The organism is Pseudomonas sp. IT-93MI4 (assembly GCF_949767635.1).
Taxonomy (GTDB): domain Bacteria; phylum Pseudomonadota; class Gammaproteobacteria; order Pseudomonadales; family Pseudomonadaceae; genus Aquipseudomonas; species Aquipseudomonas putida_A.
In genome coordinates, this window is record NZ_CATKPP010000033.1 from 371,550 (window position 1) to 385,500 (window position 13,951).

At 60.3% G+C, this 13,951-nt stretch carries 12 protein-coding genes; 9 read left to right on the forward strand and 3 right to left on the reverse strand.

Annotated elements, in window-relative coordinates:
• The first annotated feature begins 43 nt into the window (after positions 1–43).
• From ACM6I7_RS16280 to ACM6I7_RS16300, 5 genes are all read left to right on the forward strand, one after another.
• Positions 44–1,639: an ABC transporter substrate-binding protein gene (locus ACM6I7_RS16280; RefSeq protein WP_150370269.1), complete on the forward strand. Its 1,596-nt coding sequence runs from the start codon at positions 44–46 to the stop codon at positions 1,637–1,639.
• A 73-nt stretch (positions 1,640–1,712) separates the two neighbouring features.
• Positions 1,713–2,723, forward strand: coding sequence for an ABC transporter permease subunit (locus ACM6I7_RS16285; RefSeq protein WP_007953665.1), 1,011 nt, complete (start codon positions 1,713–1,715; stop codon positions 2,721–2,723).
• A gap of 10 nt (positions 2,724–2,733) precedes the next feature.
• Entirely contained in the window at positions 2,734–3,660 is a 927-nt protein-coding gene (locus ACM6I7_RS16290; protein ID WP_027610812.1) for an ABC transporter permease subunit, read from the forward strand.
• A 10-nt stretch (positions 3,661–3,670) separates the two neighbouring features.
• A complete protein-coding gene (locus ACM6I7_RS16295; protein WP_027610811.1) occupies positions 3,671–4,639 on the forward strand; it encodes an ABC transporter ATP-binding protein in 969 nt (322 codons plus the stop codon).
• Positions 4,639–5,619 carry a peptide ABC transporter ATP-binding protein gene (locus tag ACM6I7_RS16300; protein ID WP_027610810.1) on the forward strand — a complete coding sequence of 327 codons (981 nt, stop codon included), beginning with the start codon at positions 4,639–4,641 and terminating at the stop codon, positions 5,617–5,619. Before ACM6I7_RS16295 ends, ACM6I7_RS16300 begins: the two co-directional genes overlap by 1 nt.
• A gap of 200 nt (positions 5,620–5,819) precedes the next feature.
• Here the strand turns inward: ACM6I7_RS16300 and ACM6I7_RS16305 are convergent, their stop codons facing one another.
• The 3 genes from ACM6I7_RS16305 to ACM6I7_RS16315 form a co-directional block, all read right to left on the reverse strand.
• Positions 5,820–6,083: a hypothetical protein gene (locus tag ACM6I7_RS16305; protein ID WP_027610809.1), complete on the reverse strand. Its 264-nt coding sequence runs from the start codon at positions 6,081–6,083 to the stop codon at positions 5,820–5,822.
• Between the two features lie 156 nt (positions 6,084–6,239).
• Positions 6,240–7,433, reverse strand: coding sequence for an MFS transporter (locus tag ACM6I7_RS16310; protein WP_027610808.1), 1,194 nt, complete (start codon positions 7,431–7,433; stop codon positions 6,240–6,242).
• 876 nt (positions 7,434–8,309) lie between these two features.
• On the reverse strand, positions 8,310–9,893 hold the full coding sequence (locus ACM6I7_RS16315; RefSeq protein ID WP_027610807.1) for a peptide chain release factor 3: 1,584 nt from the start codon (positions 9,891–9,893) through the stop codon (positions 8,310–8,312).
• A gap of 360 nt (positions 9,894–10,253) precedes the next feature.
• On the opposite strand from ACM6I7_RS16315, the gene ACM6I7_RS16320 reads away from it, so the two are divergent.
• Genes ACM6I7_RS16320 through ACM6I7_RS16335 form a run of 4 tightly spaced genes read left to right on the forward strand, consistent with a single transcriptional unit; the run spans position 10,254 to position 13,678 of the window.
• Entirely contained in the window at positions 10,254–10,943 is a 690-nt protein-coding gene (locus ACM6I7_RS16320; protein WP_169843207.1) for an ABC transporter permease, read from the forward strand.
• Between the two features lie 21 nt (positions 10,944–10,964).
• Complete coding sequence (locus ACM6I7_RS16325; protein WP_096795329.1) at positions 10,965–11,858, forward strand: glycine betaine ABC transporter substrate-binding protein; 894 nt, start codon at positions 10,965–10,967, stop codon at positions 11,856–11,858.
• Between the two features lie 12 nt (positions 11,859–11,870).
• Positions 11,871–12,524, forward strand: coding sequence for an ABC transporter permease (locus ACM6I7_RS16330; protein ID WP_007965673.1), 654 nt, complete (start codon positions 11,871–11,873; stop codon positions 12,522–12,524).
• Complete coding sequence (locus ACM6I7_RS16335) at positions 12,521–13,678, forward strand: betaine/proline/choline family ABC transporter ATP-binding protein (RefSeq protein WP_414888876.1); 1,158 nt, start codon at positions 12,521–12,523, stop codon at positions 13,676–13,678. The genes ACM6I7_RS16330 and ACM6I7_RS16335 overlap by 4 nt, the downstream gene beginning before the upstream one ends.
• Positions 13,679–13,951: the final 273 nt, after the last annotated feature.

Sequence of the window (13,951 nt, forward strand, 5' to 3'; positions counted from 1 at the left end):
GCCGTTCGGTTTTTTGTCTTCAACCGATTGCAGAGGGTTATCGATGAAAATGCTTCCCCTACGTGCGGCCGTTGCTGCCGCGTTGTTGAGCGCCGCCATCGGCGTCTCGGCCAAACCCTTGGTGGTCTGCACCGAAGCCAGCCCGGAAGGCTTCGATATGGTCCAGTACACAACTGCAGTCACTGCCGACGCGGTGGCCGAAACGATCTTCAACCGCCTGGCCGACTTCAAGCCCGGCACCACCGAAGTGATTCCGGCACTGGCCGAATCCTGGGACATCAGTGAAGACGGCCTGACGTACACGTTCCACCTGCGCAAAGGCGTCAAGTTTCACACCACCGAATACTTCAAGCCGACCCGCGACATGAACGCCGACGACGTGGTCTGGAGCTTCCAGCGTCAGCTGGACCCGAATCACCCGTGGCACAAACTGTCGAGCGTGGGCTTCCCGTACTTTGAAAGCATGGGCTTCAAGGAACTGCTCAAAAGCGTAGAGAAAGTCGACGACAACACGGTCAAGTTCACCCTGACCCGCCGCGAAGCGCCGTTCCTGGCCGACATCGCCATGGCGTTCTCCTCGATCTACCCGGCCGAATACGCCGACCAGTTGCTCAAGTCCGGCAAGACCGGCGACCTCAACAACAAGCCAGTCGGCACCGGCCCGTTCATCTTCCAGCGTTATGCCAAGGATGCGCAGGTGCGCTTCAAGGCCAACCCGGACTACTTCCGTGGCAAGGCCCCGGCTGACGCGCTGATCCTGGCGATTGCCACCGACAACAACGTGCGCCTGCAGAAGCTCAAGGCCAACGAGTGCCAGATCGCGCTGTATCCGAAACCGGATGACATCCCGAGCATCAAGAAAGACAGCAACCTGAAAGTCGACGAGATGGACGCGATGACCGTCTCGTACATCGCCATGAACACCCAGCACAAGTACATCAGCGACGTGCGCGTGCGTAAGGCCATCGACATCGCCTTCGACAAGGAAGCCTACGTCAACGCGCTGTTCGGCAAAGGCAACGCCAGTGTGGCGGTCAACCCGTACCCGCCGACCCTTCTGGGCTACAACCACGACCTGAAGAACCCGCCACGCGACCTGGACAAGGCCCGTGCCCTGCTCAAGGAAGCCGGGGTTCCGGAAGGCACCGTGTTTACCCTGTTTACCCGTAACGGCGGCGGTCCGACCAACCCGAACCCGATGCTCGGCGCGCAGATGATGCAGGCTGACCTGGCCAAGGTCGGAATCAAGATCGACATCCGCGTCATGGAATGGGGCGAAATGCTCAAACGCGCCAAGGCCGGCGAGCACGACATGGTGTCGGCCGGATGGGCGGGCGACAACGGCGACCCGGATAACTTCCTGACGCCTATGCTGAGTTGCGAAGCAGCCAAGAACGGCGAAAACTACGCGCGCTGGTGCAACGAGAAATTCCAGACCCTGCTCGACGAAGCACGGGCTAAAGTAGATCCGGCCGAACGCGCCAAACTCTACGAACAGGCCCAGGTGCTGTTTAATCAGGACCAACCGTGGATCAGCATGGCCCACACCCGGATGTTTACCGCAATGCGCAACAACGTAGAGGGTTATCACATCAGCCCTCTCACAACCAATAACTTCGCCACCACCCAGGTGAAGTAGATAAGAAACTCCCGGCCTCCCTGACCCCAGGGTCGCCGGGCACGCCTAACCGGCTGATGAGGTACCTCACAAGATGTTTAGTTTTATTGCCCGCCGACTGGGGTTGTTGATCCCCACGTTTTTCGGCATCACCTTGCTGACTTTCGCGTTGATTCGCATGATTCCGGGCGACCCCGTGGAAGTGATGATGGGCGAACGTCGGGTCGACCCCGAAATGCACGCTCAGGCAATGGAACGCCTAGGTCTGAACAAGCCACTGTATGCCCAGTACCTGGACTACATCGGCAAACTGGCCCACGGCGATCTCGGCGAATCCCTGCGTACGCGTGAGAGCGTATGGACCGAGTTCACCTCCCTCTTCCCGGCGACCCTGGAACTGTCCATGGCCGCCCTGCTGTTTGCCGGCATCCTCGGTCTTCTGGCCGGGGTGATTGCGGCTCTAAAGCGAGGATCCCTGTTCGACCATGGGGTGATGGGCATCTCCCTGGCGGGGTATTCGATGCCGATCTTCTGGTGGGGCCTGATCCTGATCATGTTCTTCTCGGTGAGCCTGGGCTGGACCCCGGTGTCCGGACGGATCGACCTGCTTTACGACATCGAGCCGCGCACCGGTTTCATGCTGATCGACACGCTGCTGGCCGATGACATGGGCGCATTCCTTGATGCGCTGCATCACCTGATCCTGCCGGCCATCGTGCTCGGCACCATTCCGCTGGCGGTGATCGCGCGGATGACCCGTTCGTCGATGCTCGAAGTGCTGCGCGAAGACTACATCCGCACCGCCAAGGCCAAAGGCCTGTCGCCCTCGCGCGTGGTGTTCGTGCACGGCCTGCGCAACGCGCTGATTCCGGTGCTGACCGTGGTCGGCCTGCAAGTCGGCACCCTGCTGGCCGGTGCAGTCCTGACCGAAACCATTTTCTCCTGGCCCGGCATCGGTAAATGGCTGATCGAAGCCATCGGCGCCCGGGACTACCCGGTTGTGCAAAACGGCATCCTGTTAATCGCCTGCCTGGTGATTCTGGTCAACTTCGTAGTGGACATCCTCTACGGCTTTGCCAACCCACGCATCCGTCATCAGCGCTGAGGTCCATACCATGAGCACTCCAACATCCTCAGTAGCCACTTCCGCCCCAAGCGCGGATCAAAGCCTGCTGTACCCGTCACCGTACAAAGAATTCTGGCAAGCCTTCTCCAAGAACAAGGGCGCGGTTGCCGGCCTGCTGTTCATGCTGCTGATCATCTTCTGCGCGATCTTCGCGCCGTGGGTCGCGCCGCATAACCCAAGCGAGCAATACCGTGACTTCCTGCTGACGCCACCGGCGTGGCTCGAAGGCGGGCAGATGCAATTCCTGCTCGGCACCGATGAACTGGGTCGCGACCTGCTGTCACGGCTGATTCAGGGTTCGCGCCTGTCGCTGCTGATCGGTCTGTCGTCGGTGGTGATGTCGCTGATCCCGGGGATCCTGCTGGGTCTGTTCGCCGGTTTCTTCCCGAAAATGATCGGCCCGACCATCATGCGTCTGATGGACATCATGCTGGCCCTGCCGTCCCTGCTGCTGGCTGTGGCGATCGTCGCCATCCTCGGCCCTGGCCTGATCAACACCGTGATCGCCATTGCTGTGGTATCGCTGCCGTCCTACGTGCGTCTGACCCGTGCTGCGGTGATGGGCGAACTGAACCGCGACTACGTGACCGCCGCGCGCCTGGCCGGTGCCGGTCTGCCACGTCTGATGTTCATCACCGTGCTGCCGAACTGCATGGCGCCGCTGATCGTGCAGGCCACCCTGAGCTTCTCCTCGGCGATTCTCGATGCTGCGGCACTGGGCTTCCTCGGCCTTGGCGTACAACCGCCAACCCCTGAATGGGGCACCATGCTGGCCTCGGCCCGCGATTACATCGAACGCGCCTGGTGGGTCGTGAGTCTGCCTGGTTTGACCATTTTGCTCAGCGTGCTGGCAATCAACTTGATGGGCGACGGTCTGCGCGATGCGCTGGACCCGAAACTCAAGAACGCCGCCTGAGGAGATTCCCATGTCACTGCTAGAAATCAAGAATCTCAACGTTCGCTTCGGCGACAAAACCGCGACACCCGTTGTCGATGGCCTCGACCTGAAAGTCGACAAAGGCGAAGTCCTGGCGATCGTAGGCGAATCGGGTTCGGGTAAATCCGTGACCATGATGGCGCTGATGGGCCTGATCGAGCATCCCGGCATCGTCACCGCCGACTCGCTCAGCTTTGACGGCAAAGACATGCTCAAGCTGAGCAATCGTCAACGTCGGCAAATCGTCGGCAAAGACCTGTCGATGGTGTTCCAGGACCCGATGACCGCGCTGAATCCGAGCTACACCGTCGGTTTCCAGATCGAAGAAGTGCTGCGTCTGCACCTGAAAATGTCCGGCAAGCAAGCGCGCAAACGTGCGATCGAACTGCTGGAAAAAGTGGAGATCCCGGGCGCCGCCAGCCGTATGGACGCCTACCCGCACCAACTGTCTGGCGGTATGAGCCAGCGTGTCGCGATTGCCATGGCGATTGCCGGCGAACCGAAACTGCTGATCGCCGACGAACCGACCACGGCGCTGGACGTGACGATTCAGGCACAGATCATGGATCTGCTGCTGGCGTTGCAGAAAGAACAGAACATGGGCCTGGTGCTGATCACTCACGACCTCGCGGTCGTGGCCGAAACCGCCCAGCGCGTGTGCGTGATGTACGCCGGCCAGGCTGTCGAAGTCGGTCAGGTGCCGCAACTGTTCGACATCCCGGCACACCCGTACAGCGAAGCGTTGCTCAAGGCGATTCCGGAACACAGCCAGGGCGCCGAGCGTCTGGCGACACTGCCGGGCATCGTCCCGGGCCGCTACGACCGTCCGCAGGGTTGCCTGCTGTCGCCGCGCTGCCCGTACGTGCAGGACACCTGCCGCGCGCAGCGTCCGGCCCTTGATCCGAAAAGCCACAGCCTCGCCCGCTGCTTCTTCCCGCTGAACCAGGAGGTGGCGTAATGGCCGTCGTACTTACCGCCCGCGACCTGACCCGTCACTACGAAGTCTCCCGTGGCCTGTTCAAGGGGCACGCCACCGTGCGCGCGCTCAACGGCGTGTCGTTCGAACTGGAAGCCGGCAAGACCCTCGCCGTGGTCGGCGAATCGGGCTGCGGCAAATCCACCCTCGCCCGCGCCCTGACCCTGATTGAAGAGCCGTCGTCCGGTTCGCTGAAAATCGCCGGTCAGGAAGTGGCTGGCGCCGACAAGGCCCAGCGCAAACAACTGCGCAAAGACGTGCAGATGGTATTCCAGAGCCCGTACGCGTCGTTGAACCCACGGCAGAAAGTCGGTGACCAACTCGGCGAGCCGCTGCTGATCAACACCAACCTGTCCGCCGCTGAACGCCGCGAAAAAGTCCAGGCGATGATGAAGCAGGTCGGCTTGCGTCCCGAGCACTACCAGCGCTATCCGCACATGTTCTCCGGCGGTCAGCGCCAGCGGATCGCTCTCGCCCGGGCGATGATGCTGCAACCGAAAGTGCTGGTCGCGGATGAGCCTACCTCGGCACTGGACGTGTCGATTCAGGCACAGGTGCTGAACCTGTTCATGGATCTGCAGCAAGAGTTCAACACCGCGTACGTGTTCATCTCGCACAACCTGGCGGTGGTGCAACATGTGGCCGATGACGTGATGGTGATGTACCTCGGTCGCCCGGTGGAAATGGGCCCGAAAGACGCTATCTACGAACGTCCGCTGCACCCGTACACCCAGGCGTTGCTGTCGGCGACCCCGACCATTCACCCGGACCCGAACAAGCCGAAAATCAAGATCGTCGGCGAATTGCCCAACCCGCTGAACCCGCCACCGGGCTGCGCGTTCCACAAGCGCTGCCCGTACGCGACCGAGCGTTGCAGCACTGAAGAGCCGTTGTTGCGTGAATTGGATAATCGCCAGGTGGCCTGCCACTACGCCGAGCAATTCCTCGACGGCGCCGCCTGATTAACGGCGGACGAAAGTGCGGGAGCGGGCTTGCTCGCGAATGCGGTGTGACAGTCACTGATAATGGTGACTGACTCACCGCTTTCGAGAGCAAGCCCCCTCCCACAGGGAACTTGAGTTGTCGCTAAAGCGTTAACCAAACCCCTTCTCCCCCGATTGCGCATCAGTCGGGGAAGAAGGGGTTTTCTTTTATTTGCGATTTACGTCTGGCTGTCGCCTTCGTCGTCCGGATCATCAGAGTCCGGTTCATCAGTAGTCGAGTCATCGTCATCGGCGCTGCCACCCTGCCCCTGATCACCTGGCTCTGATTCGGACTTGGCGAGCATCAGGCCGCTGTGTCCGACCTGGCCGTTAAAGGCCTGGGAATCGTGATCCTCGCACTCCGCCCAGGCCGTCGCGGTGCCGAGGGACAGCATGACCATCACTTTCAATAGCAATAAAAACCGTAGCAACCTGCTTTTCATAGCTGACTCCATCCACTTTCAGGTGAGACATGGGTGCCTGACTGGCGCTGTGTGAAATCTAGTTCCGATCCGTCGGGTTCACCAGATAGGACGCTAACGAGCAGACAGAAATGCCCTCCACAGACAGACAGGTTTCGAATAACACCTATCGCGGAATCAGCTAAGCGGACGGGTCGCTTGCCACGTCAAGGGAATTGACATCAACACCAGTACGGCGCTACCCAGCCAGACGCTATGGCCACCGAAATTGCCGTACAACTGACCGCTGAGCACCGGCGACAACAGCGCACTGGCGCTCCAGCTCATAAAGAACAGACCAAAGTACTGGCCGCTTTTGCCGCGCTGGGCAAATTGCATCGCCAGCACATTCAGCGGCGGCATGAACAACGCCTCGCCCAAGGTCCAGATCACCGTCGACAGGCAGACGAACGCCAGCCCGGATCCGAACGGCAACATGCCCAATCCGCCGGCCAGCAACAAACTCCCCGCGAGCATTTGCCGCCGCGTGCCCCAACGCTCGCCGCAGTGTGACAAGGGAATCTGCAAGGCGATCACCAGCAACGCATTGAGCCCGAACTGCCAGCCGATCGCCTCGGTACTCAAGTGGTAGTAATCACGCAGATAATTGCCCAGCGTGCTGTAGACCGTGTCGAATGCAATGCCAAGCACGGCCGTCGCCGCGAGCAACCACAGGAACGCTTTATCGTAAAACGGCGCAACGGATCCACCGGCGCCGTTTGTAGAGGGGGCGTCATTGATCAGTACCGGCCGACGCCACGTAGTACGAACAAACCACAGCAAGGCCAACAGCGTCATCGCCGCGCTGCCGAAAAACACCCAGCGAAAATCCGTCTGCGCCAACACCCCGCCCGCCACACCTGCGGCGGCCATGCCAAGGTTGCGCGCCACCCGGCTCAAGGCCTGCGCGCGCGAGCGTTGAGCGACTTCGCAGTACTCCATGATCAGGCGCTGGTGCAGGGTGCGAATGGCCCCATCGATCGTCCCGCTGAGCAACAGCAATGCCGCAAGCAACGGTACTTGCGTGACCAGCCCCAGCAGGATCAACACCCACACCGAAACAAAGAACAGCGTCGCCGTCAGCCGCGCCGTGCGCACATGATCACTGAGCAGCCCACCGAGCATCGAACCGACCAACAACCCGGCACCATAGGCCGACAGCAACCAGCCGACGGTTTCAATCGCCAGCCCCAGCTCCTGGCGCAGATACAGCGCCATGAACAACTTGACCATGCTGCTCAGACGATTGATGAACAGCAACGCCGCAAGCACCCAGGCCATCAGACTGAAATAGCCATTGGGGCGCAGCAGATGGATGAGGTTGCGCGTCATTCCATTGACCTCTCAAAGCGACCGGCATGACCTTGAACACTAACGTCCAGCGCGCCGGTTGTCGCGCTCAAGAACCTCGAGATCTCAAAATACGGATTCGTCCTACAGTCCCTGCAAGGAGCTTCCTTCAGTCGCTCAATTGGATTAGAAAAAATGGTCTGCTGTCAGATCGTCATCGCCAGCGGGCTGGCTCCTACAGTGGGAATGGGTGCGCTCAGCTGGAGACTGGTCGGCTGTCAGGCCGCCTTCGCGAGCAAGCTCGCTCCCACAGTTTGAAACCGGTGTATTCAGGTAGAAATTGGTCGGCTGTCAGGCCGCCTTCGCGAGCAAGCCCGCTCCCACAGTTTGGACCCGGTGCATTCAGGTAGAGCTTGGTGGGCTATCAGGCCGCCATCGCTGGCAAGCCAGCTCCCACAGAAAAAGCTAAAGCCAGGCGCATGCTTTTCACCACTCAAATGGCCGAGTGTCAGCTCGCCGAAAGCTTTTGATCTTGATCCACGGGCGACGTCGGAAGGCTGAGTGGAGGGATTGATCCGGGGGTGGGAGCGCAGCGACCGTTTGGCGCAGCCAAACACAGCGAGAGGAGGTGCAGCGAAGCAAACCGGAGGCGCTGCGCCCGGATCAATCCCGGAGCGAAGGGACCCCGAGCCCCAGCGAGCGGGCCGAACGTAGGAGCAAGCCTTTTCGGTTACCTTTTCGGCGTTTGGAAAAGGTGACTCGCCGTAAGGGCGAAACCCTAAGTAGCCGTTACCAAAAAAACGGATATGTACAAAAAAAACCAAGAACCTGGTCGGCCCAAAGGCCGCCAAGACAAAGCGCCAAAAAAAACCCCCAAGGCCTACACCTCAGGGGCTTTCGAACAAACCAACTCAGCGCTTAGTGATGCTCACGCGTCGCACGGAATTTCACATCCGGCCACCGCTCTTCCATCAACGCCAGGTTAACCCGCGTCGGAGCGAGGTAGGTCAGGTGCCCACCACCATCCAGTGCGAGGTTCTCCACCGCCTTGTTGGAAAATTCCTCAAGCTTCTTCTTGTCGCTGCACTCGATCCAGCGCGCGGAGTAAACAGTGATCGGCTCATACGAGCACTCAACCTTGTATTCCTCCTTCAAACGACTGGCGACCACATCAAACTGCAGCACACCGACGGCGCCAAGAATGATGTCGTTGCTGCGCTCCGGGAAGAACACCTGGGTCGCGCCTTCTTCGGCCAACTGCTGCAGACCCTGACGCAACTGCTTGGACTTCAGCGGATCACGCAGACGCACACGACGGAACAGCTCCGGGGCGAAGTGCGGGATACCGGTAAAACCGAGGACTTCACCTTCGCTGAAGGTGTCGCCGATCTGGATGGTGCCGTGGTTATGCAGACCGATGATGTCGCCGGCGTACGCCTCTTCCAGCTGTTCACGCTCGGAGGAGAAGAACGTCAGGGCGTCGCCGATGCGCACATCCTTGCCGGTACGCACGTGGCGCATCTTCATGCCTTTCTCGTACTTGCCGGAGCAGATACGCATGAAGGCGATGCGGTCGCGGTGCTTCGGGTCCATGTTCGCCTGGATCTTGAAGATGAAGCCCGAGAACTTCTCTTCCACCGGCTCCACGGTACGTTCGTTGGCGACACGGGCCAGCGGACGCGGGGCCCAGTCAACTACAGCGTCGAGCACGTGGTCGACACCGAAGTTGCCCAATGCAGTGCCGAAGAACACCGGAGTCAGTTGACCGTCGAGGAACTCCTGCTGGTTGAACTCGTGGCAGGCGCCCTGCACCAGTTCCAGCTGTTCGAGGAAGCGATCGTACTCGTCGCCCAAGTGCGCGCGCGCCTCGTCGGAGTCGAGCTTCTCGATGATCTTGGTTTCGGTGCGTTCGTGACCGTGACCGGCGGTGTAGACAATGATGTAGTCGTCGGCCAGGTGGTACACGCCCTTGAAGTCGCGGTAGCAGCCGATCGGCCAGGTGATCGGCGCAGCCTTGATCTTCAGAACGGCTTCGATTTCGTCGAGCAGTTCGATCGGGTCGCGGATGTCACGGTCGAGTTTGTTGATGAAGCTGACGATCGGCGTGTCACGCAGACGGCAGACGTCCATCAGGGCGATGGTCCGTGGCTCAACGCCTTTACCGCCGTCGAGCACCATCAGCGCCGAGTCGACCGCCGTCAGGGTGCGGTAGGTGTCTTCGGAGAAGTCTTCGTGGCCCGGGGTGTCGAGCAGGTTGATCATGTGTTCGCGATACGGGAACTGCATGACCGACGTGGTAATGGAAATACCCCGCTGCTTCTCCATCTCCATCCAGTCGGATGTCGCATGGCGGTCGGATTTACGGGATTTCACCGTACCGGCCACTGCAATCGCCTTGCCCATCAACAGGAGCTTTTCGGTGATCGTGGTTTTACCGGCATCGGGGTGGGAAATAATGGCGAAAGTGCGGCGTTTCGCGACTTCGGCGGCCTGGTTGGTCATGGGAAATCGCCTGGCGGTGATTCAAAAAAGGGCCGCGATTATAGCCCAACTCGATGCAATAACCGAACCGTTGAGCACATTAAGGGTGGCCAAATGCTGCCCCAGATGGGAACCTTTTAAAGCATGGAGACGTCCATCCCCTGTTACGACATTTCGTCAGGGGCTGAAAAATCAGCAAGTTAGCCTGACGAGGCTGCGCTCATGGCTCGCTTTCAGACCGCTTGTTGCCGGTGCTGAAGGAGCTGCTTCTCGCGAACGTTTATTTCCCGGCAGCCAAGGCTTGGCATGCCACACGGGAGAGCGTTCGCCGACTACAAGAAAAGGAGTCCGCCTGTGGCTATCCGCTATGGCAAAGGGCTGATGGGAGGTGCGGTGGTTATCGCGCTCCTGGCCCTGCTGGTTCACTGGATCGGCATCAACACGATCGAACACTACCGCGACGATTTGTTGTTTTACCTGCAAGCTCATCTGATTCTCGTCCTCGCTTCAATGCTGGCCGCCCTGGTCGTGGGCATCCCCGCCGGTATCTTCCTCAGTCGCCCGACCATGGTCGGCCGCGCTGAACGCTTCATGCAGATCTTCAATATCGGCAACACCGTGCCACCGCTGGCTGTACTGGCGATTGCCCTGGGGGTTCTCGGCATCGGCAGTGGTCCGGCGATCTTCGCTTTGTTCCTCGCGTCCCTGTTGCCGATCGTGCGCAACACCTACGAAGGCCTGAAAAACGTTCAGGGTTCGCTGAAGGAAGCCGCCGTCGGCATCGGCATGACCCCGCGCCAGGTGCTGTGGAAAGTCGAATTGCCCAACGCCGTGCCGATCATCATCGGTGGCGTGCGCGTGGCACTGGCGATCAACGTCGGCACCGCGCCGCTGGCCTTCCTGATCGGCGCCAACAGCCTCGGCAGCCTGATCTTCCCTGGCATCGCCCTGAACAATCAGCCGCAACTGCTGCTCGGCGCCGCGTGCACTGCGCTGCTGGCCCTGCTGCTCGATGGCGTGGTCACCCTCGCCAGCCGTCTCTGGCTGGAACGCGGTTTGCGCCCGTCTTAAGGCTCTTGCGAAGGAATGAATATGAAACGATTTAGCTTGATCTTAAGCTGCGTCCTGCTGTTTGCAGGATTGGCCCAAGCCGCCGAAAAACCGGTTATTCGCCTCGGCGCCCGGGTGTTCACCGAGCAGACCCTGCTCGCGGAAATCACCGCGCAATACCTGCGCAGCAAAGGCTACGACGCGCAGATCACCGGCGGTCTGGGCAGCAACCTCGCCCGCAGCGCCCACGAAAGCGGACAACTGGACATGCTCTGGGAATACACCGGCGTGTCATTGGTGGCCTACAACCATGTCACCGAAAAACTCGACAGCGAACAGTCCTACGCCCGGGTCAAAGAACTCGACGCGAAAAAAGGCCTGATCTGGCTGACCCCGTCGAAATTCAGCAACACCTACGCCCTCGCCCTGCCGAAAAAAGTCGCCGAGGAGTACCCGCAGATCAACACCATCAGCGACCTGAACAAGGTGCTGCGCGATGAAGCCAAGACCAATCACCTGGTGGCGCTGGACACCGAGTTCGCCAACCGCTCCGACGGTCTGGACGGCATGGTCAAGCTCTACGACATGAACCTGACCCGCAAGAACATCCGCCAGATGGACGCCGGGCTGGTCTACACCGCGCTGCGCAACGGCCAGGTGTTTGCCGGTCTGGTCTACACCACCGACGGCCGCCTCAACGCCTTCGGCTTGAAGCTGCTGGAAGACGACAAGCATTACTTCCCCGACTACACCGCCGCGCCGGTGGTGCGTCAGGCCTACCTCGATGCGCACCCGCAACTGGCCGAGCAACTCAAGCCGCTGGCGCAACTGTTCGACGACGAAACCATGCGCCAGCTCAACGCGCGGGTCGATGTCGATCACGAAAGCCCATCGAAAGTGGCCGCGGATTTCCTGCGCCAGCACCCACTCAACTAAGGAGGAAAAGTCATGGAATTTCTCAACGCCTTTTCCCACCTCGACTGGCAGCAGGTGATGCACCTGACCTGGCAGCACATCACCCTGGTCGGCATCGCGGTAACGCTGGCGATTCTCATCGGTGTGCCGCTGGGCATTCTGATGACGCGCTTCCCGAGCCTCGCCGGTCCCTTGCAGGCCAGCGCCACGGTGCTGCTGACCGTGCCGTCGATTGCTCTGTTCGGCCTGCTGCTGCCGTTCTACTCCAAGTTCGGCCAGGGCCTGGGGCCGATGCCGGCGATTACCGCAGTGTTCCTTTACTCACTGCTACCGATCATGCGCAACACCTACCTCGCCCTGACGGGCGTCGAACCGGGCATTCGTGAAGCCGCACGCGGCATCGGCATGACCTTCGGCCAGCGCCTGCGCATGGTTGAGTTGCCAATTGCAGTGCCAGTGATCCTCGCCGGGGTGCGCACCGCGGTGGTGATGAACATCGGCGTGATGACCATCGCCGCGACCATCGGCGCCGGTGGCCTTGGCGTGCTGATCCTCGCCTCCATCAGCCGCAGCGACATGTCGATGCTGATCGTCGGCGCGCTGCTGGTCAGTCTTCTGGCGATCTTCGCCGACCTTCTCCTGCAGTGGCTGCAACGTACGCTGACTCCAAAAGGACTCCTCAAATGATCGAACTTCAAAACCTCAGCAAGACCTTCCAGAGCAACGGCAAAGATGTCAAAGCCGTGGACTCGGTGAGCCTGACCGTCAATGAAGGCGAAATCTGTGTGTTCCTCGGGCCATCGGGTTGCGGCAAAAGCACCACGCTGAAAATGATCAACCGCCTGATCAAGCCGACCTCGGGCAAGATCCTGATCAACGGCGAAGACACCACCGACCTCGACGAAGTCACCCTGCGCCGCAACATCGGCTACGTGATCCAGCAGATCGGCCTGTTCCCGAACATGACCATCGAAGAGAACATCGTCGTGGTGCCGAAACTGCTCGGCTGGCACAAACAGAAATGCCACGACCGCGCTCGCGAACTGATGAGCATGATCAAACTGGAACCCAAACAGTATCTGCATCGCTATCCGCGTGAACTGTCCGGCGGCCAGCAGCAGCGCATCGGCGTGATCCGCGCACTGGCGGCGGATGCGCCGCTGTTGCTGATGGACGAGCCGTTTGGTGCAGTCGACCCGATCAACCGCGAGATGATCCAGAACGAGTTCTTCGAGATGCAGCGCGCGCTGAACAAGACCGTGATCATGGTCAGCCACGACATCGACGAAGCGATCAAACTCGGTGACAAGATAGCGATCTTCCGCGCCGGCAAACTGCTGCAGATCGATCATCCGGACACCCTGCTCGCGCATCCGGCAGATGATTTCGTCAGCAACTTCGTCGGCCAGGACAGCACCCTCAAACGCCTGCTGCTGGTGAAGGCTGAAGACGCAGCGGACAACGCGCCGTCAGTCAGCCCCGAAACCCCGGTGGCCGATGCGCTGGAGTTGATGGACGAGCATGACCGACGCTATGTGGTGGTCACCTGTGCCGAGAACAAGGCGCTGGGCTATGTGCGTCGTCGCGACCTGCACCGCCAGACCGGCACCTGCGCGCAGTATCTGCGTGAGTTCAACGCCACCGCGGCGTACGACGAACACCTGCGCATCCTGCTGTCGCGCATGTACGAGTTCAACCGTTCGTGGCTGCCGGTGATGGATGCCGAGCGGGTGTTCCTTGGTGAGGTGACGCAGGAGTCGATTGCGGCTTACCTGAGCTCGGGTCGTTCGCGCGGGATGAAGACCAATATCGTCTCGCCGGCTGAGGCTGTGGTCGCGTAAAAACACCTGACCTGTGGGAGCGAGCCTGCTCGCGAATGCGCAATAACAGGCAACAATGATGTTGGCTGTGAAAATGTCTTCGCGAGCAGGCTCGCTCCCACAGGATTCGCGCAATCTTTGGGGGCATTCACAGGGCGGAAAAGAATCTCAACAGCAATGTCCGCAGCACCTCTGCAAAGACACCCGCACAAACAACCAAAATCCCCCTCACACCCGCCTCTCGCCGCCAACGTCGCCGATGTTGCGCCTATCGCACTTACCCAAGAGTTAGCC